This window comes from Flagellimonas cixiensis (genome assembly GCF_042134615.1).
Classification (GTDB): domain Bacteria; phylum Bacteroidota; class Bacteroidia; order Flavobacteriales; family Flavobacteriaceae; genus Flagellimonas; species Flagellimonas cixiensis.
This window is the reverse complement of sequence record NZ_CP169639.1, coordinates 2,645,525-2,668,271: the sequence shown is the minus strand read 5'-3', so window position 1 is coordinate 2,668,271 and position 22,747 is coordinate 2,645,525. Positions and strand designations below refer to the sequence as shown.

Annotated in this window: 15 protein-coding genes; 6 read left to right on the top strand and 9 right to left on the bottom strand. The window is 41.8% G+C overall.

Annotated features, from left to right (window positions below; translation table 11 throughout):
• Positions 1–47: 47 nt before the first annotated feature.
• From ABT310_RS11965 to ABT310_RS11945, 5 genes are all read right to left on the bottom strand, one after another.
• Positions 48–1,745, bottom strand: a complete 1,698-nt coding sequence (locus ABT310_RS11965) for a CRTAC1 family protein (protein ID WP_375324117.1) — start codon at positions 1,743–1,745, stop codon at positions 48–50.
• 20 nt (positions 1,746–1,765) lie between these two features.
• Positions 1,766–3,136, bottom strand: a complete 1,371-nt coding sequence (locus ABT310_RS11960; protein WP_375324116.1) for a vanadium-dependent haloperoxidase — start codon at positions 3,134–3,136, stop codon at positions 1,766–1,768.
• Positions 3,120–6,443 (bottom strand): VCBS repeat-containing protein, encoded by a 3,324-nt coding sequence (locus ABT310_RS11955; RefSeq protein ID WP_375324115.1) that lies wholly within the window; start codon positions 6,441–6,443, stop codon positions 3,120–3,122. The genes ABT310_RS11960 and ABT310_RS11955 overlap by 17 nt, the downstream gene beginning before the upstream one ends.
• A gap of 123 nt (positions 6,444–6,566) precedes the next feature.
• The gene (locus ABT310_RS11950) at positions 6,567–8,444 is read right to left on the bottom strand and encodes a RagB/SusD family nutrient uptake outer membrane protein (protein WP_375324114.1); all 1,878 of its coding nucleotides are present in this window, start codon (positions 8,442–8,444) and stop codon (positions 6,567–6,569) included.
• A gap of 10 nt (positions 8,445–8,454) precedes the next feature.
• Positions 8,455–11,676, bottom strand: a complete 3,222-nt coding sequence (locus ABT310_RS11945) for a SusC/RagA family TonB-linked outer membrane protein (protein WP_375324113.1) — start codon at positions 11,674–11,676, stop codon at positions 8,455–8,457.
• A 297-nt stretch (positions 11,677–11,973) separates the two neighbouring features.
• On the opposite strand from ABT310_RS11945, the gene ABT310_RS11940 reads away from it, so the two are divergent.
• The 4 genes from ABT310_RS11940 to ABT310_RS11925 are packed head-to-tail and all read left to right on the top strand — an operon-like array spanning position 11,974 to position 16,287.
• Complete coding sequence (locus ABT310_RS11940) at positions 11,974–12,990, top strand: GntR family transcriptional regulator (RefSeq protein WP_375324112.1); 1,017 nt, start codon at positions 11,974–11,976, stop codon at positions 12,988–12,990.
• Between the two features lie 40 nt (positions 12,991–13,030).
• Positions 13,031–13,966 carry a hydroxypyruvate isomerase family protein gene (locus tag ABT310_RS11935; protein WP_375324111.1) on the top strand — a complete coding sequence of 312 codons (936 nt, stop codon included), beginning with the start codon at positions 13,031–13,033 and terminating at the stop codon, positions 13,964–13,966.
• A 5-nt stretch (positions 13,967–13,971) separates the two neighbouring features.
• Entirely contained in the window at positions 13,972–14,931 is a 960-nt protein-coding gene (locus tag ABT310_RS11930) for a formylglycine-generating enzyme family protein (protein ID WP_375324110.1), read from the top strand.
• Positions 14,932–14,955: 24 nt separating this feature from the next.
• Positions 14,956–16,287, top strand: a complete 1,332-nt coding sequence (locus ABT310_RS11925) for a Gfo/Idh/MocA family protein (RefSeq protein WP_375324109.1) — start codon at positions 14,956–14,958, stop codon at positions 16,285–16,287.
• Between the two features lie 89 nt (positions 16,288–16,376).
• On the opposite strand, the gene ABT310_RS11920 is transcribed toward ABT310_RS11925, so the two are convergent.
• Both ABT310_RS11920 and ABT310_RS11915 read right to left on the bottom strand, forming a co-directional pair.
• Complete coding sequence (locus ABT310_RS11920) at positions 16,377–18,917, bottom strand: ABC transporter permease (RefSeq protein ID WP_375324108.1); 2,541 nt, start codon at positions 18,915–18,917, stop codon at positions 16,377–16,379.
• Between the two features lie 2 nt (positions 18,918–18,919).
• Positions 18,920–19,597 carry an ABC transporter ATP-binding protein gene (locus ABT310_RS11915; protein WP_375324107.1) on the bottom strand — a complete coding sequence of 226 codons (678 nt, stop codon included), beginning with the start codon at positions 19,595–19,597 and terminating at the stop codon, positions 18,920–18,922.
• Between the two features lie 42 nt (positions 19,598–19,639).
• Here ABT310_RS11915 and ABT310_RS11910 point away from each other — a divergent pair, with 42 nt between their 5' ends.
• Positions 19,640–20,341, top strand: a complete 702-nt coding sequence (locus tag ABT310_RS11910) for an arylesterase (protein WP_375324106.1) — start codon at positions 19,640–19,642, stop codon at positions 20,339–20,341.
• A 27-nt stretch (positions 20,342–20,368) separates the two neighbouring features.
• On the opposite strand, the gene ABT310_RS11905 is transcribed toward ABT310_RS11910, so the two are convergent.
• Positions 20,369–21,400, bottom strand: coding sequence for an LLM class flavin-dependent oxidoreductase (locus ABT310_RS11905; RefSeq protein ID WP_375324105.1), 1,032 nt, complete (start codon positions 21,398–21,400; stop codon positions 20,369–20,371).
• A gap of 37 nt (positions 21,401–21,437) precedes the next feature.
• On the bottom strand, positions 21,438–21,707 hold the full coding sequence (locus tag ABT310_RS11900; RefSeq protein WP_375324104.1) for an ArsR/SmtB family transcription factor: 270 nt from the start codon (positions 21,705–21,707) through the stop codon (positions 21,438–21,440).
• 236 nt (positions 21,708–21,943) lie between these two features.
• On the opposite strand from ABT310_RS11900, the gene ABT310_RS11895 reads away from it, so the two are divergent.
• Positions 21,944–22,516 (top strand): Crp/Fnr family transcriptional regulator, encoded by a 573-nt coding sequence (locus ABT310_RS11895; protein WP_375324103.1) that lies wholly within the window; start codon positions 21,944–21,946, stop codon positions 22,514–22,516.
• The last annotated feature ends 231 nt before the right edge of the window (positions 22,517–22,747 follow it).

The following is a 22,747-nucleotide window of genomic DNA, read 5'->3' as shown; positions in this document are numbered from 1 at the left end:
GGGGCTTTTTTATGCTTATACAAGAATAAAAAGGCTTTTATCGTCCTTTAACTAAGCGGCGAACTATTCTTGTCTCTATATTTTCTACGATAAAAAATAAGGCCAATACATGCCAAAATCAATAAACCGAAAGCCATTAAATAGGAACCGAAAGAAGTATCATCTGGCATTTCTTCAATGGTCAATAGGGTATTGATGGTTGGACGTAGTAGAATTTGTTTTTTACCCCCTGTCCATGTCACAATAATCGAATCCACCACCGTATTTTTCCCCAACCCGAAATGGGCAATGGTAGAATTTTGTGAAATATGACTTGAACCTCCCCCATCAATTTCACGCATCATCCTATGTTCTCCGCTTATCACAGTCACCCGAGATCCTATTCCATTACTTTCCGCCGAAACTCCCTTTAAAGCAACCTCAAGCCAATTACCTTTGGGGGTGTCGTTACGAAATAGCTTAGTTTTGGATTCCACAGGATATTCATAAATCGCTTCTTGGTTGACCACTAGCATATCCAAATCCCCGTCATTGTCATAATCAAATACTACAGAGCCGCGGCCCACCCCATAATCGTTGGTTTTGGTAGCACGACCCTCATCGGTAAAACTTCCATTGTTATTTTCAAAATAAAAATTGCCCATGGGCACACAATTGGGATTAAGGTCTCCGTTGGACACATAAAGGTCTAAATCACCATCCAAATCAAAATCGGCAAAATTGGCACCCCAACTAATGGCCAAAAAATAGGTTCCCAACGTTTTGGCATTATCCACAAAAGGTTCATCATCTCCTTGATTCACCATAAACTGGTTGAACTTAATATTGGTCACATAATAGTCCATAAAGCCATCATTGTTGTAATCACCAACGGCAGAACCCATGGCATTTATTTTCAAGTCCATTTCCTTTTCCTTGCCAACGTTCACAAAACGTTTTTTGGGATATTGGTTTTCATACAAAAGATTGGGCACGGCCTTGTACCCAAAATCTTGGTTTACAAGCAAATCTTGATCACCATCATTGTCAAAATCGGTAAATACCCCACCAAAACCAAAGCCTTTATGCCCCAATCCATAATCTTCATATACATTTTCGAATGTTTTTCCTTCCCGATTGAGCAAAAGATATCCCTCTGCTGTTTGGTTGGCACTAACGATGGTGGCATCCTTGATGATGCCCAACTTGCCCTCAAAATTTTGAAAATAATTGCCTACATAAAGGTCTGGATATCCATCTGCATTGAAATCACCAAAACTTGGACCGGTGCTGAATGAATTTAAGTCTTCCAACCCAAATTCTACTGTAGCATCCCTAAAGGTTAAATCACCATTGTTCAAAAACAAGAGATTCTTGGCCCTAGGTATTTTTTGACTTCCATCGGATTTGTTAATTGTGGTAATGAACAAATCCCGATAGCCATCACGATTTACATCGGCACTTACGGCGCCTTGGGTCACATAATCCTTACTTATTTCCAAACCCGATCCTGAATAGATGTTCTGGAACTTACCGTTTCCTTTATTGAGGTAAAGGGCATCTTCTTCCATGCCACTCGTGATGAATACATCTTCAAATCCATCATTATTAACATCAAATACAGCTGCCCCACCACCAAATGTTCCCTCGAACACCTTAAATACATGATCTATGCCAGCCTCTTGGGTCACATCGGTAAAAACAGTTTGGGCCGATGCCATCATACTTCCAAAAAGCAGTAGTCCGAATATTTTATATTTTTTCATAACATTCAATGTGTACAGCATTATTTTTCCCAATCCAAGGCCAATACATTTTCAGCAATGATTTTTCCATTTATCAATCCAACTTCATTGTCTTGTGGGGTGTGAATTCCCCCATAAAATCTGGAATCGGCAGTTTCTTGGGCAAATTCCCAAAAGGTATTGAAATGTCGGGGCACAAAATCGGTATCCCGCACCTCATCCCTTTCGCGTCCTTCGTGGGCCCGATCCACAAAAACAAACTCCTTTCCAAAAATACCTTCCAAAACTGTTGCGGATGATGCCGCTTGTATGGCATGGCCCGACGGAAAAGCGGGAAATGGCGGGTCTGGCCAAAACGATTCCCATTCAGGGTCAATATACTTTGGAATATAGGTGTTCGCCCTTTCAGAAAAGAAATGATATTTCCACTCCCAACATTTGATAAAGGCATCGGCAACGGCAATGGCCGTTTTGGCATATGCTTCGGTGGCCTCAATCAAATTCGGACTTTTTTCTTCGACAACCAATGTTGCGATATAGTAAGAGTGACCGGGGGGTGTAAATGTGACATCAGGGTCGTCTCCCCACCAAATGGCGGCCTCTTTTTCTTTTTTCGACAGCGTTTGCTCTTTTACATACACCTCCACAAATTGTTTGTAATAGGGTGAATCGGGCACCGTATCGAATGGAATCATATAAGGTTTGGGAATGTCTCGGTTTGCCGGCACAAAAGTTCGGTTTTCTCCCCAGTGTGGGTGCAAGGGATAATGACTGAACGATTGGGCATACAGTGGTGGTTTCCAAGAGCCGGGAAACTCGGGGTGCTTCATCTGTTTGTCGAAGTTTTTGAGATACCCTCTATGTCCGCCATCTGTTTTGGACCATTCAAATATGGCATCGGCCACTTGTTTTCCATATGCTACAGAGCGATTTATGGTACCCTCATCCAAATCTTCTGAAAAATATTCGAAGATGGCCTGCTCCAATGAATCTATTTTTAATTTGTTTTCATCGGATGTTTGTTGGTAAATGGATTTAATGATTTGGGATTCTGCTGCATTTAAAGTCAAAACCCAATCGTAATCCACATTGGGTTCAGGCAATGGAAGCTGGTCCAATTGATTCAGTTGCCCAGCCATACTATTTTGCTCCGGATAGCCGTTCACCACGGCCTCGTACATGGTCAGGGCAATATAACCGTATGCCCTAGAAGCAAATGTTGGAGAATTCGATGGGGTGTACTGGGTAATGTAATTCGTCATTTTTGCCCACTTGAGCACTGCATCGGTTTGGGTAAGTGGTTCTTTTTCTGGTGTACACGCCAGGAGCAACACAATGAACATGATCAAACTACCAATCCTTCCAACAATTTGACGTTGCAAATTGGCCCTATTTCTATGGGTTGATTTCATATGCCTTTACTTCTTTTCCTGTTATGCCCAACAAAAGTTTATTTCCCATTACCAAAGTGCTTCTTACATCTCCTTTTATCTGAAGGCCTGATGCTAATTGAGGCACATATTTAAACCCACCTTTTCCATCGCCCAAGAACAGGGTTCCATAATTGGCATCGAATTTCCCTAGGCGAAGCTTAAAAAATTGATTGTTTCCCAAAAGGAGCACATCGGTGAATCCATCTTTATCAAAATCCTCAACTACGGTGGCGTACACACTGGAATATTGTGCCTCCTTGGGCATGCTGACCCAATCATAACTTCCATCGGGAGTACTCAACAATAAGGACGTTTGCATATATTCCGTATGCAACTTTTTGGCTTGTTCCAATTCTTCTACAGTAAAAACATCTTCCAAGGTGGCATCTGCAAAACTTTCATAGGAAGTGAATTTTGAACGCAGGTAGGCCAATTGCCCCAACAGCTCGTTTCGGGTTACATAAGGATATCCTTTCCCTTGGATGTAAAAATTTAAAATTGGGTCTACAGAACCGTTCTGGTCAAAATCAGCATAATAAAGGGCTGCAGGTTCTTCTGGTGATGCTTTAAACTGGGAATTGAGACCAAGGTTACCTATTATAAAATCGGGTCTCCCATCTTGATTGAAATCCCCGCTATCCACAGAATTCCATACCCCATGATAGGCTTTGTCCAAAATTTTATTGGTTTCATTTTTTAAAACACCGGACCGGTTCATAAAGAACGTGATCGGCATCCAATCCCCCACCACAATCAAATCCATGGCATTGTCCTTATCCACATCCACCCATAGGGCATCGGTTACCATTCCGATTTCTTTCAGTTCTGGAGCTACATTTTGGGTGCCGTCCACATAATTCCCAGCTCCATCATTCACCAAAACATAACTTCTTGGGGTTTCAGGGTATCTTCCAGGAACCACTCTTCCCCCGACAAATACATCCAAATCGCCATCACCTTCCAAATCGGCAACTTTTACCGTTTCGCTATTGGAATATATTTTTGGCAATTGGGCCGTACCGTCCGTAAAATCTCCTTTGCCATTGCCGAGATATAAGCGGTCTTGCAACAAAACATCTTCGGCATCAAAATCGTGATAACCACCACTGGCCACATATATATCCAAAAACCCATCTCCATTGACATCAAAAACAGCTGCGTCGCTATCATGGGAATCGGTGTGTTGTTCAAAAATGGAAACTGATTTTTCAGTAAAAGAACCATTTCTGGATTGCAGAAATACATGGGCTTTTTCTCCTTTGGAGCCCCCAATGAAAATATCTTCCAATCCATCGGTATTGAAGTCGCCTTTCACCATTGTCGGCGCATTATGGGAGAATTGGGCAATTAGTAACGACTGACGTTTAAAATCGTTAACCTGAGAAGGTTTGTCTGTGTAGGCAACCGGGGAATTGATTTCTTTAAACAGGGTCGATTGGTTGGCGCGCTTGCTTTTCATGTTGGTGGCATCTCCTTCATTCAACACCATTAATTGGTCAACTTTTACTGGTGAAATAGTCTCTTTATTACCGGTGTTCCAGGTTACGGAAATGGAATCTATTGCTGCATTTTGACCCAATCCAAAATGAAGTATCGGCGAAACTGTGGACAGATAGCCTCTGGTGGGCATTTGAAACAAGGTCTGCTTCAATCCATTTTGATATAAGGTAACCTTTGCTCCAATTCCCTGGGTATTACCAGGATTGCCCTCCAACTTGACCTGCAAATAGTGAGTGTTCTTCTGTTGGATTGTATTCTGGTAGATGGAGGCGGGTTTATTGATATTGTTGACCACTAAATCCAGATCACCATCGTTGTCCAAATCAGCATAAGCCGCTCCATTGCTATTAGCCGGTTCGTCTAGACCAAATTTTGAAGTACTATTGGTATAACTATTGTCCTTCTGATGGGTGAAAAGGTAATTACTGAGTTGTGATGAGGGCATTTTTTGGATAAGTTGTAGAACGTCATCGCGCATCAACCTGCCTCTGGACTTCACAAAATTGTCCATGTAGTCGATAAAATCCAAATTGGTGTAATCCCGGTAATAGCCATTGGTCACAAAAAGATCTTTCCATCCGTCGTTATCATAATCGGCCCAAAGGGCTGCCCAACTCCAATCGGTATTGGAAATCCCTGCCAATTGTCCAATTTCACTAAAACTGCCATTTCCATTGTTCACCTGCAACATATTCCGCATGTACTGGTAATGGAACCCACTGCGCACATTTAAATCGAACTTGTCGTAATTATCAGGTGAAAGCAACAGTTTTTGTCTTCGGTTATCCTCAGGGAGCATGTCCAAAGTAAAAATATCCTGTAGCCCATCATTGTTGATATCGGCAATATCGTTACCCATGGAAAAATGACTGGTATGTCCAATTTGCTCCCCTAATTTGTTGGTGAATGTCCCATCTTTTTGGTTGATGTAGAGATAATCTGGCACGGCATAATCGTTGGAAACATAAAAATCGGACCAGCCATCGTTGTTAAAGTCCCCTATTCCTATCCCAAGACCGTAGGTAAGTGCCGAACCACTGATCCCGGCCTTTACGGTAACATCCTCAAAGTGTCCGTTTTTTTGCTGATAGAGCCGAATGCCCTGTAAAGGATCGTCCATTTCCAAAAAACGTTTGGTGTTGGCCACATTCAACACTGGTAGCGATTTTGGGTTATGGTTGAGCAAGATCATGTCGAGGTCTCCATCTTGATCAAAATCAAAAAAATAGCCTTGGTTACTAAAGGCACTACTGGCCAATCCAAATTTTTGGGCTTGCTCCTCAAAAATGGGAATTCCGTTTTGATCATTGCCCTTATTGATGAACAATTGATTGGTTCGTTTTTCAGGTGGCAGTGCTCCAGAGTAACAGAGGTATAAATCCATGAGGCCATCTCCATTTACATCTGCAGCTGTAATGCCAGTTTTCCATGGTCCGGTTCTTCCTGAAACTCCTGCCTGAGTGGTGATATCCTTAAATTTCATTCCTCCCAAGTTCAGATAGCATTTATTTTCTCCTGCGTTGGAGGTAAAATAGAGGTCAATTAAGCCATCATTGTTTAAATCGGTGGTTGCCACTCCCCCGCCATTATAGAGGTATTCATACATTAATACATTCAGGTTGGGACCTTCTTCCAAAGTGTTTTGGAAGTAAACTCCAGAAGAATCTGGCGATATGGATTGGAATACCGTCGGTTCTTTCACCTTTTCAGGTGCTTTTTCCACATCCTTTGGACGGCATCCAATAAAAAGGGATATCAATAAAAAGTATATTGGAGAATACTTCATTATGGTGTTTGTTTATCGGGTAGAAAGTAAGAATCCCGCCCCAAACTTAGCTAAGGGGCAGGACTCTAAAGATATTAAAACTAACAAACTCTAACTGAATATCTTATATCTATGATCAATTAGTTAATAGCCAGGGTTTTGCGTCAACAGTTCGTTTCGGTTGATTTCATCTCTGCTGATTGGCATAAAATACATTTTATCGTCCCAAGTTCTGGTTTCGTTTTCGGTATTGTCCACTACGTTATAGGTATAGTCGTACACATCTGGGTCGTATTTGTATGGAACATGTGGTGTTGCGCCCGTTTTTAAGGTAGCGGTTACTTTTACCACTTTTATTCCCCTGCCAATGGTTTCTGGTGCAATCAACCATCTTCGTGCATCAAAATAACGATGCTCTTCATAGGCAAGTTCAACCCTACGTTCATTTCTGTAAAGTTCAACCAGTTCGGCTCCAGAAACGGATACCGCTGGCATACCTGCTCGATATCGAATTCGGTTGAGCCACAAAATGGCCTCTGCCTCATCTCCGGTTTCCAAGCAAGCTTCCACATAGTTTAATGCAATCTCAGTGTAACGAATAAACGGCCAAGGCACCAATTGTGCATTTGACATATTATCAGCGACAGCAGGGTCTGGGTCGATGAATTTTCGAACATAATATCCGGTTCTTGAACCATTCCAGTTTTCAATGGAAGAATTTCTGGTGTCAACACCAGGTATTATTCCCCCTGCACCATCATCGTAAGAACCTGTTTGAATTTGATCGTAAGGGTCAATTGAAACGACATCACTTGGACGGGGTTTCCAATCTGCACCATCGTAAAGAATGGTCGCATAGAACCTTGGGTCCCGATCGGTATAGGGTGCTGCTGCATGATTAGGATTGCTCCAATCAAACTTGGAACCGTCCATCATTTCGTAATCATCCACCAATTGTTGAATAGGTGTATTTCCTGCCCAGTTATGGTATCCATTCGGACCATTGTTGATTCCTTGGTGGATTCCTCCAAGGGGCCAATTGCTTTCTACGGTATATAATGCACTGTGGGTTCTTTCAAAAAGAATATCGGAATGTGCTGCTGCATCGGCAGCTCCACTTCCACCACCCATGGACAATGCGACATAATTGGCCTCTCCTTCTTCGGGGGAAACGGGAGCTGATAAATCCAGTTTATATCCCGAAGTGGCATCCAACAAAGCCTTGGCCGCTGTTTTGGCCGCTGTCCACCTCGACATTCTATCGCCTGAGGTATATGCCACCAATTCCAAATTGGAATACCCGCTATGGGCAGAGGATGCTGCAGAAACGGTTGGACCATCCCTTAGATCACTTGCCGCATACAACAATACCCTGGACTTTAAGCCCATGGCACTAAATTCTGATGCGCGTCCCGGTGTTTCACCTTTACCTTGAAGTAGGGTAATGGCTTGTTCTAAATCACTTAAAATAAAATCGATACATTCGGCATAGCTACCACGTGCAATGGAATAATCATCGTCCAAACCGTACGGTTCCGAAATTATGGGAGAACTTCCATAATAACGAACTACTTGATGAAAGTAATAGGCTCTAAGAAAATAAGATTCTCCTAAAAGTCTATCTCTTAGGGCATCATCACCAAATGTAGCTTCGGGCAACTCTTTAATGGCAATATTGGCCTGTCTAATGGCAGAAAATAGTTCATCCCATTGCGGTATTATATTTACATTTCCTGTTCCTGTTGGAGACAAGGTTCCTTCTGTAATTACGTTGATTCCCCTACCCGAGTGGGTAAACATGGCCTCATCGGTCAATGAAGATAGTCCCTCCTCTTCAAAACCTCCATAATTTAGATGGGAATACACCCCGAAAACAAATGCTTCCGATAACGCCCCATCGCCCCAAGTGGCATCTGAGGAGACCTTATCCAATGGTTTGGTTTCTAAATAATCTTCTGAACATGAGATTGTTACAATTCCCATTGTAGCAATCAACATGGTATATCTTAAAATGTTTTTCATAACAATCAAATTAAAATTTTACTGTAAATCCAGTGTTTACAACTCTCGCCTGTGGATAAAACTGTCCACTGTTCACTGTAGATTCTGGATCATAAATGTCGTTTTTCGCCCACGTGAACACGTTATTCGCACTTACGTAGAGGCTGAATCCAGAAATACCCAATGGCTCAATAAGCTTTTGAGGGAAATTATAGGCCAATTGAATGTTCTTCAACCTAATATAATCCTTGCTGAACAGGTAATAGGTGTTGCTTCCGTAGCTACCTCCTGTGTAATAGGTATCTCCCCTAGTGGCCAATCTTGGATGCACACTACTAGGATTATCAATGCTCCAACGATTATTGTAGGAGTACTGAAGATAATTTCCGATATCACCTGATTCTGTTTGAATGGGCAATGAAGCTCCTGTAGCGCCTTGGAAAAGCACAGAAAGGTTAAAGTTTTTGTACGCTGCATTGAAGGTTGCACCAAAGTTGAATTTCGGAATTATGCTTTCCTCCAACCTTACTTGGTCATCTCCGTTGATGATTCCATCTCCGTTAACATCCTTAAACTTCATGTCGCCAGGTCTTAGGTTTGGTGTAACCTCACTATAGTCCAACGTATTGGATGCGATATCTGCGTCATCGCGAAAAACGCCATCATACTCATACACAAAATAAGCGCCGATTGGTTTTCCTTCTTGACGTTGGTATTCTGGTGCTCCTGGAATTTCGTCCATAAACACCACTTCGTTCTTGGCGTAACCACCATTAACTCCTACATCCCATTTAAAGCCATCTTGACTTCCACCGTAATAATTGACAGCGAATTCAAAACCTTTGTTATCCACTTCTCCAGCATTCACAGGCGGAAGTTTGTCTGAAATACCCGATGAACCCGGTGTTGAACCAGTTTCACGAATCAAAATTTGATCCCGCTTGTTATAGAAATATTCAAAGCTCATGCTCAATGAATTATCAAACATATATGCATCTAAACCAAGGTTGAAGTTATTCGCTCTTTCCCAAGTAAAGTTAGGATTGGCCAAAAGCGCTTCTTCCAAGGTATTGGCTACGGCTCCGTTTATTGGAAATTGATTAGGTGAGTAAGTAGAAAGATACGCATATTCTTGCAAAGAACCATCAAAAAACACTTGATCGTTACCCATTTGCCCGTAAGAACCTCTCAACTTTAAATAGTTAATTGACTTTACATTAAACCAATCTTCGTTCGAAATATTCCAACCGGCCAAGAAACCTGGGAAGAACCCAAATCTATCATCTGCTGGGAAAATGTACGAACCATCATATCTCCAAATAAACTCTGCGAGATATTTTTGTTTGTAATCGTATTGTACACGACCATAATATCCTAAACGAGTTCTGTTGAATGCCCTACCATCAACTTCCTGCCCATCGGAACCTCCGAAGAACAATTGATCAATTGATGAAGAAATAAAATTTCTGCTAAAAGCAGAGAAGAATTCGTTCTGGAACCTTTCACGGGTTACACCTGCCATTACATTCAACGAATGTACGTCGTTGAAAATACGCTCATAGCTTAGTAAAGCGGTAAGGTTGGTGTTCAAATTGTTGGCCGCGGATTGGGTTAACCTTGGATCCGTAAAACTTGAGCGAATGTTCGCCGTTAAAATGGGCTCGCCTGTGTTAATATAGGTTTCCCTATCCAATGAATATAGTTCCCAAGGCACTTGCCATAGTTTTCTTCTCAATTGACTCTGATCGATACCCGCCAACAAGGTAAGCTTTAAACCGTTGATCCATGGCTGGGTGATATCTACAGAACCGGTAAACTGCAGGTAATCGGTCGGTTGACTGTCATAACCTGTTGCGTTGGTAGTAATTACAACGGGCTGTTGGCCGTTTTCAATATCGGGACCTGGTTCTCCTGTTGGCCAAATCGCCGGATCGGTAGGTCTACCGCGCATTAACATACGAAAAATAGCCCCTGAACCTTCTGTTGGATAACGTCTATCCTCCTTACGGTAAGCAAAGCCTAGTTTCGTTTGAATATAATCATTGACCTTAATATCTGTGTTTATTCTAAAGTTATATTGTTGGTATCTAGTCGATGAATTTTTGTAGTAAGCATCCTGATCAAAATAACCAATAGAAGAGAAATACTTGATGTTTTCACTACCTCCATTGATAGATACATTATGTCTACTTTGCATGGACCAATCCTTAAATGTGGCATCGAACCAGTCTGTATTCGGATACAGCCAAGGATCGGCATTTTGTGCATACCCTTGAACCGATGATGGAGAAAATGCTGCATTTACCGTCTCATCGGTAGATGGAATGGTGTAGCTTCCAGCACTATTGAAGGCAGACCAAGCATCGCCCCACTCTCCCACTGGAATATTACTATTAAAAATAGCGACCTCATTCATAATATTCGCGTATTCCACAGCTCCTGCCATATTGGGAACTTTTGTTGGCTGAGCCATCCCAAAATCGGCGGTATAGGTCACTTCGGGCTTGCCAATTCTACCTTGTTTGGTAGTTACAATAATGGCCCCGTTCGCTGCCCTCGCACCATAAATGGCTGCCGAAGCATCTTTAAGGACCGAAATGTTCTCTATATCGTTTCCGTTTAATCTTCCAATACCTCCATCACGATCAGGAATTCCATCTATTACTATAAGTGGGCTACTATTTCCCAATGTATTGGTACCCCGAATACTAATGCTTGCCGCATCACTACCCGGTTCTCCACTGGTTTGTATCACCACCAGACCTGGCAATCGACCAGATAGGGCGTTAGATACACTAATGGTTGGTGTGGTTTCCAAAATTTCTCCCTTAACAGCAGCGACCGCACCGGTTACCGTTGCTTTTTTCTGGGTGCCATAACCTACTACAACAACCTCGTCCAAGGATGCAAGATCTTCTTCCATGGTTAGGTTCACGGTGGTTTGGTTGTTCACTGGCACCACAACGGATTTAAACCCGATGGAACTGAACCTCAATGAGGTACTTCCTTGGATTCCTGAAATTGAATAGTTTCCATCAAAATCTGTAATGGTCCCCTTTGAAGCGTCGTTCACATCTATAATTGTGACACCCGGCAAAGGTTGGCCGTCTGAAGCAGCTGTTACCGTCCCGGTAACAGTAATGCCCTGAGCCTGTGCGGTGGAAAATAAAATACCTCCCAAAAACAGGAACAAGGCCAAGAAAATACGAGGTTTCCCTATGTACTTCCAGTTTAATAGCGAATGGTAGTTCATAAAACGAATGTTAGTTATTAGTTATGTGATTGTTTTAGTAACGCAGTTTTTCATGGCCCAATTTTTTTTCAAAAAATCTATGATACACTGTGCTACTATTGCTAAATTAATGTTAAATTTGGATTATCAAAAATTTAGATGCATTTTTTTTATTGATTCGATAATTAAAGACCTGTCCTTTTATGTTATTGTTATTGGATTTAAAAAGTCTTTGACGCAACGTATATTGGCTCAATTAAAAATTAAGAGCATACCCGATGTTTGTGGAGCTTAAAAACAACCAAGTAGGATTGAAATATGCCGTTGTTAGATAAAATTTTGGACTTACAGGATAGTCACCTACTGTCCAAACACGAAATATTGGTGCAAGGTGTGGTTGATGCCATCACCGATGGAGAGTTTCAGGTTGGAGATAAGCTTCCTTCCATCAATATCATGGTTCAAGATGTAGGTTATGCAAGAAAAACCATCGTAAGGGCGTATGAAGAACTTAAAGATCGTGGTCTTGTAGAATCCAAAAACAAACAGGGATATTTTGTAATCAGTCAAGAAACAGGGGTTAAGCTCCGAATTGCATTGTTATTGTTTGCCTTTCAAAGTTTTCAGGAGGATTTTTACAATACCCTTCGAAAGGAACTGGGAAAGGATTATCAGGTAGATGTATTTTTTCATCACAACAACATTTCCATATTTGAAACCATGATCAGCAACATTCGGGGTAAATATGGTATGTATGTCGTGGCTCCCATACAAAACAAGGTCATTGAACCCATGCTACAAACCATTCCACCCCATAAATTGCTTTTGGTGGACAGGCATTTGGATCTGGGACGGGGATATTCCTATATCGTTCAAGAGTTTGAACAATCAACCTATAAGAATTTGGTTGAGCTACTGCCGGATATCAGAAAATATGAGCGTATGGTGCTCTTCTTCAACACCCAAACCGATTACTCCCCTATTGGCATTTTAAATGCTTTTAATCGATTTGTAAAAAATCACGGGATACAGGGAAGAGTTGAAGACAGCTATACTCCAGAATCGCTCTCCAAAAACACCTTATATTTTATTAAAAATGATTCAACGCTTTGGAGGTTTTTAAAAGATTGTTCACAAGAGCCTTGTGAACTGGGAAAAGATCTAGGAATCATTTCCTATGACGATAATGTATTGAAAGAAATCATGATGGGGGGCATTACCACGCTCTCAACCGATTTTAAGGAAATGGCAAAAATGGCGGCGGCCCATATCAAGGAAGGAACTGAAATACGAACCATTATTCCAACAGATCTAATTCGTCGCAATTCATTATAAATCAATAAAAATTAATTAACAACCTTAAACCAAACCGCACATGAACCGCAGAAAATTTGTAAAAAACAATGCCCTGTTCACAGGGGCAATGGGTGTCGGCTTAACGAGTGTTTTTGCCCATCAGAATAAAGCCGAGGGCCCAATATCAAATCAAGCTGCCAATTTTAAATTAAAATATGCCCCTCACTTGGGAATGTTCAAAGAGTCGGCAGGAAAAGACCCTATTGACCAATTGAACTTTATGGCAGACAACGGTTTTACCGCTTTTGAAGATAACGGCATGAAGGGCCGACCTATACAGCTCCAAGAAAAAATGGGTAAAACCATGCAAGATCGCGGCATGGAAATGGGAGTTTTTGTGGCCCATGAAATTGCTTGGACCAAGCCTAACCTAACCAATGGTGACTTGTCCCTTCGTGAAAAATTCTTAACCGAAATCAAAGAATCCATTGAGGTGGCAAAACGGGTAAATGCCAAGTGGATGACAGTAGTACCGGGCCATGTGGACCTCAGACTGCAAATGGGATACCAAACCGCCAATGTGGTAGAATCTTTAAAACAGGCATCTGCCCTGTTGGAACCCCACGGGCTGGTCATGGTTTTGGAACCTTTAAATTTCTATAATCACCCTGGACTGTTTTTGACAGAAAGCCCACAAGCATTTAACATTTGCAAGGCAGTAAATAGTCCATCTTGCAAAATTTTGTTCGATATCTACCATCAACAAATACAAGAGGGCAACCTCATTCCCAATATTGATGCCTCTTGGGATGAAATCGCCTATTTTCAGGTAGGCGATAATCCTGGACGAAATGAGCCGACCACAGGAGAAATCAACTACACCAATGTGTTCAAACATATTCATTCAAAGGGTTATAACGGAATTGTAGGAATGGAGCACGGAAATTCAAAATCAGGAAAAGAAGGGGAACTTGCGGTAATCGAGGCATATAAAACCAGCGACTCATTCCAATGATAACGATGAAAATCCAATCAATAAGTATCCTCTGTTTATTTTTTAGTTGCTCGGCAACTATTAGTGGCCAAGAAATTTCCAATTATACCCAAAGCCTGCCAGGAGTAGCTGTTGAATTTGAAATGGTCCCCATTCCATCGGGAAGGTTCAAAATGGGTAGCCCCAAAGATGAAGCAGGCAGAAAAACAGATGAAGGCCCTGTTCGCGAAATTGAAGTTGATGCCTTTTGGATGTCCAAGTTTGAAGTTACTTGGGAATTGTACAATCTATTTATTGAAAGGGCGATTGATGACCTTGAAAATGAAGCAAGGGCCTCCGAAGTAAATTTACAGGTAGATGCCATTTCCAGTGCCACCGTTCCCTATGTGGATATGAGTCTGGGCATGGGACGCGAAGAAGGATTTCCCGCAGTCAATATCACACAAAAAGCCGCATCCACTTTTTGCGAATGGTTATCGGCCATTACAGGTCACTATTATAGGTTGCCCACTGAGGCAGAATGGGAATACGCTGCTAGAGCGGGAAGTGACACACCATATTTTTTTGGAGACAACCCAGCTGAATTAGAAGATTATGCTTGGTTCGATACAAATAGTGAAAACACCTACCATAAGGTGGGCAGCAAGAAACCTAATCCTTGGGGACTTTTTGACATCTACGGAAATGTAGCGGAATGGACCTTGGACCAATACGATGAAAATGGCTATGCAGATGCCGGGCTTCCTTTTGAACCCGTTTTAAAAGAGTACCCCGTAGCGCTTCGAGGTGGTTCTTTTAAGAGCAGTACAGAAGCATTGCGAAGTGCATCAAGGTTATCTTCCGATCCTATTTGGAAACAACGCGATCCACAGTTTCCCCGAAGCAAATGGTGGTTCACCGATGCAGGTTTTGTAGGTTTTAGAATTGTTCGGCCCACAAACCCTACTGCTCCTGAAGACCAAGACCGATATCGGATAAAAAACTAATATAAAAATTGAAAAACAAACACAATGACACCTAAAGATCAACCCAACGCAAACTCAAGAAGAGCGTTTATCAAAAACACCAGCATAGCTTCTGGCGCATTAATCCTCCCATCCTTAAGCACCAACGCCATGGCCAATGTTTTCAACGAGAAAAAATTAAAGATTGCCCTTGTAGGATGTGGTGGCCGCGGTACCGGTGCCGCCAATCAAGCCCTAGAGGCCGATGACCATGTTCAACTTGTAGCCATGGCCGATTTATTCGAAGACCAATTGAATTCCAGTTATGGCCATCTATATGAAAAATATAAGGATACCGGAAAAATAAAAGTAAAGGACAAACATAAATTTGTTGGTTTTGATGGGTTTAAAAAGGCCATAGACCTTGCCGATGTGGTTATCCTTACCACGCCACCTGGCTTTAGACCCTACCATTTTGCCTACGCCATTGAAAATGACAAGCATGTATTCATGGAAAAGCCGGTAGCCACAGATGCTCCAGGAATCCGAAAAGTCTTAGAAACCGCTAAATTGGCAGAGCAGAAAAAACTCAATGTTGTGGTTGGGTTACAGCGCCATTACCAAGAAAACTATATCCAGGTCAATGAGCTGATCAAAAAAGGTGATTTGGGTAAAATCGTGTCCGGTCAAGTGTATTGGAACAGTGCCGGGGTATGGGTTCGACCAAGAAAACCTGAGCAATCGGAATTGGAATATCAAATGAGAAACTGGTACTATTTCAATTGGATTTGTGGCGACCATATTTTGGAGCAACATATTCACAATATTGATGTGGCCAACTGGTTTATAGGGGACTACCCTATTTCGGCCCAAGGCATGGGTGGTAGAACAGTGAGAAATGGACCTGATCATGGAGAAATATTCGACCACCACTTTGTGGAGTTTAAATATGCGAGTGGTGCAGTGATTTCTAGTCAATGTCGACACCAACCCAATACCATGTACAAGGTCGGGGAGACATTTCAATTAACCAATGGGGCCGTGGACACCAATGATGCTGGGATAGCTAAAATTTATGACCTGGCTGGTAATGAAATGCGTTCCATCAGCAATTCTGAAGGACATAACCCGTACCAAGAAGAACATAATCAATTATTTGCCTCCATTCGAAACAAAGGTGTGATCAATGATGCCTACAATGGTGCCAAAAGTACTATGACGGCCATTATGGGAAGGATGGCCACCTATAGCGGAAAAGTCATAAATTTTGATGAAGCCATTACATCCACCATACAATTGATGCCAGAGGAGGTCAACTGGGATTCCCCTACTCCAACGTCACCGGACTCAAGTGGAAATTATCCAATTCCAACGCCCGGTAAAACCGTGGTGATTTAAAAGTAAAAAGCTTATTTCTCAAGGAATCACTTCAATTAAGTTGAAGTGATTCCTTTTATATGCAGAAAGTTTTTGAACTTTTAACCTCATTACTCTTTCTCCTTTTTCAAAACGGATAAAGGTGAATTTCTTACAATACTGATGCTGTTCCCAACCCCTAAAGCAAAAACCAATAACGTAATGGCAGGAAGAATTATGGTAAATGGAATTAATGAGGGTGCAAAAGAGGTTTCAAACAACATATAGGCCAATAACGAGCTTCCCAGCACTGCGAGCACAACCCCCATAAAAGCACCTAAAAACCCTAAAACGGCATATTCAATTGCTATCATTTTTAATATTTGGGAACCTTGTGCACCCAAAGTCCTAAGCAAAGCACCTTGTTTTACCCTTTGGTGCTTGCTGCTATAAATGGCCCCCATGAGCACAGCCACGCCAACAAATATGCTGAAGAATGCCATAAAGTTGATCACCCAGCTGATTTTCCCAAGGATTTCTTCCAATAGACTCAAAATACGTTTAAGATCCAGAATAGAAACATTCGGAAACTTGCTCACCAATTGTTGCTGTAATTTTGCAGAGCCCAAATCATCGTTGGTTCGTGTGGTCATAACACCAAATTGAGGTGCCTTTTCGAGCACTCCAGCGGGAAAAACAACGGAGAAATTGGGTTGCAATCGACTCCAATCGACCTCACGGACACTTTGCACCACGGTATTCATGATTTTCCCTTGCACATTAAAGGAAACTGGATCACCAATGGACACCTTGGCCATATTGGCAAAATCACTACTTACCGAAATAGGAACATCTACGTCAGAATCCACATTCCCGATCCAATTCCCAGAAAGCAACCTTTCGGAACCAATCAAACTGTCACGATACGTTACCCTAAATTCATGGTTTAAAATCCAACGCCCTACTTGCGATGTGGTATCTTTTCTAATTACATCGACCGGTGTCCCGTTCAAAGCATCAACACGCATGGTCACAATGGGGATTTTATCGATTACAGGAAAATCAGAAGCTTTTATCGTCTGGGCAATCGGCTCCACCTGCTGCGTTTGAATATCCATGAGAATCATGTTGGCGCTGTTGGCTCTATCCTCTATGGCGGCTTTTTCCAGGAGCATGTCCTTGGTGAAATATAATGTGCTTATCAAAAAAGTTCCTATGCCAATTGCAAGGACCAACACCAAGGTCTGGTTTTGTGGTCGGAATAAATTGCGAAGACTTTGTCTTGCTATAAAACCCCAAGAGTGTGGAAAGAATTTTTGTAATAAGGACATAAACAATCGAGCTATTCCAGTAAGCACCAAAAAGACCACCAACAATCCCACCACAAAAAATAGCGACCGCATTACATCTCCCAACAACCATAAGGAAAAAGAAAACACAAATAGCACTATGCCCAATCCTACGGCAGATGTAGCCCACTTGGAACGACTTTCTGGTTCTTGCACTACCCTTAAAGTTTGCAATGGCGACACATAAAGCGTCTTCATCAATGGGTACAAAGCAAACAAAATAGACATCGCCAGCCCTAACGTAAGTCCCAATAATATACTTTGCAACGACATGGTGATAGCAACATCTACTGGCAAAAGATCACCCAATAAAACAGGAAATAACTGCTGAAGCACATATCCGACAAAGGTTCCCAGCAATCCCCCAACAATTCCCATGCAGGCTATTTGAATAAAAAATATCAAATAACTTTGACGTTTGGACGCGCCCAAACATTTGAGCACTGCAATGGATTTTATCTTCATTTGCACATAAATTCCCATACCGCTGGCAATGCCAACACATCCTAACAACAAGGCAATAAATCCAACGAGATTCAAGAATTTTCCAAAATTCTCATACCGTCTACCCAATCGTCTAGCTTCAGACAAATGGGTGTCCAAATCTGCATCATTGTCATCCATCACACGCCATAAGGACTCATTTAACAACTCCATATCCTGTGCTTCATCTGCCTCGAAATAATATTTATATTCGACACGACTACCGGTTTGGACCAGGCCTGTTGCTTCAATGTATTCAAATGGAATGAGTACTGGAGGTGCAATGGCCCCAAACATCGAACTGCTTCCCGGTACATTTTCCAAAGCACCTTCAATTGGTAAGGTTACCGCTCCCAATTTGATACTGTCGCCTTGCTTTACATTGAGTTGTAACATCGTGGTGGCATCAACCAATGCTGAACCGTTTCTAAAACCTTTGGCTGCCAATGTGGGGGCTGTTTCCAAATCACCATAAAATGGAAATCCGCCTTCCACGCCCCTTACCTCAACCAATTTGGTGCCTCCGTTTCCTGGAAAAGCGGCCATAGAGGTAAAATTGATTTCACGGGCATCGGCCCCGCCCAAGGAATCCATAATGCCCATCACTATTTCATTGACAGGCCTATCACTTTCGATAACATAATCGGCGCCCAAAAGTGCTTTGGATTGGGAGGCAATGTTTTCTTTCAACAAATCACTGAATGAGTACACACTGACCACAGCAGCCACTCCTAAAGTGATGGAAAAAACAAACAATATAAGCTTACCGTAACTCGCTTTTCCATCGCGCCACGCCATTTTTAACAACCATGAAAATCCTGCTTTGTTCGCGTTGCCCATAATCAACCTACAGTTTCTTCAATTTTACCAGACCTCAATCTGATACTTTTATCTGTTTTTTGGGCCAACTCCAAATCGTGGGTCACGATCACCAATGCGGTGCCCTGTTCTTTATTGAGTTCAAAAAGAAGATCTTCGATTTTGGTTCCGGTTTCATCATCCAGGTTTCCGGTGGGCTCATCGGCAAAAAGTATGGAAGGTTTATTGGCGAATGCCCGGGCCAAGGCCACGCGTTGCTGTTCACCTCCCGAAAGTTGGGATGGGTAGTGTCCTGCCCTATCCAACAGGCCGACCTTTGCCAAAAGCTCCTTTCCCTGTTCCGAAGCCTTTTTAATTCCCCTTAATTCCAATGGAACGATTACATTTTCCAAAGCCGTTAAAGTGGGCAACAGCTGAAAGTCCTGAAAAACAAAACCTACATTTTCATTTCGCAAGCGAGCTCTTCCATCCTCATCCAAAGCGTACAAGTTCTGATCACAGAGCCAAATCTCTCCGGAATCGGTGGTATCCAATCCGGCACACAGACCCAATAAGGTTGTTTTTCCACTTCCCGAGGGGCCCACAATGGCAAAAGTTTCGCCACTGGCCACCTCAAAAGAAACTTGATTGAGTACATTTAGGTCATGTTCACCGCTCCGATATGTTTTAGAGAGGTTTTGAACTTTTAATATATTTGACATATCACGCTTTTGGTTAAAACTCTCAAAATACTAAAATTGATCATGACCCGTATAACTCCAAGCTTTTTCAAGCCGTTAATGTTTTGTTATTTTTTATCGCTAATGGTCGTTGGTTGTGGTGATAAAAAGGCAGAAAAGGAAACGAACGAAGAAGCAACGCAAGAAGAGTCGGTTGAGATGGAAACCTCAGATTCCTCTAAAAAAATTCTCTTTTTTGGGGATAGTCTTACTGCAGGATATGGTCTAGAGGTTAACCAAGCGTACCCAGCCTTGATTCAGCAACGTTTGGATTCACTTGGTTTGGATTACACGGTGGTCAACGCAGGTTTGAGCGGTGAAACCACTGCCAGTGGCAAAAACCGTTTGGATTGGGTTTTAGAAGATGATATGGATATTGTCATCATCGAACTGGGTGCGAACGATGGGCTTCGGGGCATTCCCTTAACGGAAACCGAGTCCAACCTTCTGAGTATGGTGGACAAGGTGCAAAGTGAGCTTCCCAATGCCAAAATTATCTTGGCCGGGATGAAGATTCCACCCAACATGGGCCCCGAGTACACTTCTGCTTTTGAACAGCTATTTCCCGAATTGGCCGAATCTGAAAATATAGCCTTGATCCCTTTTTTATTGGAAAATGTGGCCGGGATTCCTGAACTTAACCAAGGGGACGGCATTCACCCAACAGTGGAAGGCCAAAAAATTGTCGCTGAAAATGTTTGGGAGGTTTTAAAGCCAGTGCTTTAATATATCTTAAGATTAATAATTAGATATTTACAGGCATTCTTCTGATCGAATTGCATTCATTTCTGCCATAATCTCTCCGAACAATTGTACCGATTTTATACGGGCATCGATATTGTAAATTGAAGAGGCAATCATAAGTTCATCAATGGGTGTTTCCTCTAAAAAGGTTTCCAATTGCCCTTTCACCGTTTGTTTGCTTCCAATAAAGGTATACTTTACCATTTGCTGCACTTTGGGGTGTTGCATAACTTCCTTTAGATCTGATGTCATTTCAAAGGGTTCATCGATATACTCTGAAGTTGTTCCTGATAAAATATTGATTACCAATCTTAAATATGAAGTGTACAGTTTTTCTGCTTCTTCATCGGTATCCGCAACAAAAACATTGACACCTGCCAGCATATAGGGCTTTTGTAAAAATTTGGAGGGTGAAAATTGCTTTTTATAAATCCGGAGCGCGTCATAAAACTGACTGGTGGCAAAATGACTGGCAAAGGCATAGGGCAATCCTTTTTGGGCAGCCAAATGAGCACTACTAATACTTGAACCTAAAATATAAATTGGGACGTTTACGCCTTCTGCGACCGTTACGCGAACCTTGGCAGATTTATTCTCTTCTGAAAAATACCGCTGTATGGTCTCAATATCGTTTGGGAAAGCATGTGTAGCCTCCATAAATCCCGGTTTAATGGCCTGTGTAGTAGCCGGGTCGGTACCAGGAGCCCTTCCCAGACCTAGGTCTATTCTATTGGGAAAAAGGTTGCCCAAAGTGCCAAATTGTTCTGCAATGATAAAGGGGGAATGATTGGGAAGCATGATGCCGCCAGAACCTACCCTGATCGTGTTCGTAGCTTGTGCCACATAGCCTATTAATATTTGGGGTGCACTACTGGCAATGGCCGGCATATTGTGGTGCTCGGCAAACCAAATGCGTTTATAGCCCGATATTTCTGCAGCTTGTGCCAGTGTAACGGCATTTTGATAAACGGTATGCAAGGAACTACCTTTGGGTACGGTAGCCAATTCTAAAATGGAATAGGCAATTTTATTTTGATTCATATATTTAAAAGTGTCTATATGTTGTGCAAATAAAAAATCAGGATGGTCGGAAGGATTTTAAGTATTGCTCCATTACCTTCTTATTTAAAGTATAATAATAGAAACGCCCTTCCTTTTTAGGCTCCAGCAAATCGGCTTCCACTAATTTTTTGATATGGTGGCTGATGGAAGGCTGGGAAAGATCTAATAGGTTTACAATGGCACTGCACTCCAATCTGGACTCACTGGCTTGGACAGCCTTTACAATCTTCAATCGATTTACATCCCCTAAAGCTTTCGATATCTTTTCAATTTTCTTTAATTCCAAACCTTATATATTAATAGATGCAAATGTATGGATTTGTTATTCCTTTACCTAAAAGGACCCATTATACTTTATCAATGCGACCCCCAACAAAATTCAGATGCACATTATTTGTTCGAATTCACCAATTTTTTGGAAGATAACATCCTGATTTATGGCATTTTCCACAGTAAAAATGCTAATTTTATGGCTTTTTTAGATTTTTCAACACAACCATGACCACCAAACCAAACTTTAAAATGAATCAGTATATACTACAATATCTGAATTCAATCTATCCCCTTAGTCCTGAATTGAAAGCCTTTTTAGTGGATAAAATTAAAAGTTGTTCTTTCGATAAAAATGAAATCATCAACAGCCCCGGAGAGATTTGCAACCGCCTTTATTTGATTAAAAAAGGGATGGTTCGTGGCTATTTTATTAGCGATTCCATCGAAATTACCACTTGGATAGACACCGAAAATGAACTTTTTACTTCAATTACCGGTTTTTTCAGGAACCAGAAGACAGAAGAATACATGCAAAGTCTGGAAGTTACTCTTTGTGATTATTTAGAATATGATGATTATAAATATTGTTTGGAGCATTATCCGGAGATGCAACAAATAAATCGCATGATGATGGAAGAATATTACATCATGGCAGAACATCGCGTGTATTTGGCTCGGATTCCGAATGCGGGCAAACGGTTGGAGTTTTTCATGAAAAACATGAAGCCCCAAATCATAGATAGAATCCCCAAAAAGCACTTAGCCTCTTATTTAGCGATTAGACCAGAGACCTTATCGAGACTAATGAGGGAGAAAAATTAAGTCAGCGGCTCACAAATCCCCTTTATTGTAATTAAATGTACCCGACCGCACAGCCGCAACACAACCCCAGTGAGGCTTAGGTTGGTTGCACCATGTAATATGTTGGACTTCATCCCTTCGACTGGCAAATCAACTGCCAGATTTGAATCTTAAATGCCTCAAAATTAATATCTTTAAAGCTTGTGCCCTTTTTACATCAAATGATAAAGCATTTTTACCTTCGTGTTTGTT

Coding starts and splice junctions, on each gene's coding strand:
- ABT310_RS11965 (WP_375324117.1), bottom strand. CDS start 1,745: ATGAAAAAATATAAAATATTCGGACTACTGCTTTTTGGAAGTATGATG.
- ABT310_RS11960 (WP_375324116.1), bottom strand. CDS start 3,136: ATGAAATCAACCCATAGAAATAGGGCCAATTTGCAACGTCAAATTGTT.
- ABT310_RS11955 (WP_375324115.1), bottom strand. CDS start 6,443: ATGAAGTATTCTCCAATATACTTTTTATTGATATCCCTTTTTATTGGA.
- ABT310_RS11950 (WP_375324114.1), bottom strand. CDS start 8,444: ATGAAAAACATTTTAAGATATACCATGTTGATTGCTACAATGGGAATT.
- ABT310_RS11945 (WP_375324113.1), bottom strand. CDS start 11,676: ATGAACTACCATTCGCTATTAAACTGGAAGTACATAGGGAAACCTCGT.
- ABT310_RS11940 (WP_375324112.1), top strand. CDS start 11,974: ATGCCGTTGTTAGATAAAATTTTGGACTTACAGGATAGTCACCTACTG.
- ABT310_RS11935 (WP_375324111.1), top strand. CDS start 13,031: ATGAACCGCAGAAAATTTGTAAAAAACAATGCCCTGTTCACAGGGGCA.
- ABT310_RS11930 (WP_375324110.1), top strand. CDS start 13,972: ATGAAAATCCAATCAATAAGTATCCTCTGTTTATTTTTTAGTTGCTCG.
- ABT310_RS11925 (WP_375324109.1), top strand. CDS start 14,956: ATGACACCTAAAGATCAACCCAACGCAAACTCAAGAAGAGCGTTTATC.
- ABT310_RS11920 (WP_375324108.1), bottom strand. CDS start 18,917: ATGGGCAACGCGAACAAAGCAGGATTTTCATGGTTGTTAAAAATGGCG.
- ABT310_RS11915 (WP_375324107.1), bottom strand. CDS start 19,597: ATGTCAAATATATTAAAAGTTCAAAACCTCTCTAAAACATATCGGAGC.
- ABT310_RS11910 (WP_375324106.1), top strand. CDS start 19,640: ATGACCCGTATAACTCCAAGCTTTTTCAAGCCGTTAATGTTTTGTTAT.
- ABT310_RS11905 (WP_375324105.1), bottom strand. CDS start 21,400: ATGAATCAAAATAAAATTGCCTATTCCATTTTAGAATTGGCTACCGTA.
- ABT310_RS11895 (WP_375324103.1), top strand. CDS start 21,944: ATGAATCAGTATATACTACAATATCTGAATTCAATCTATCCCCTTAGT.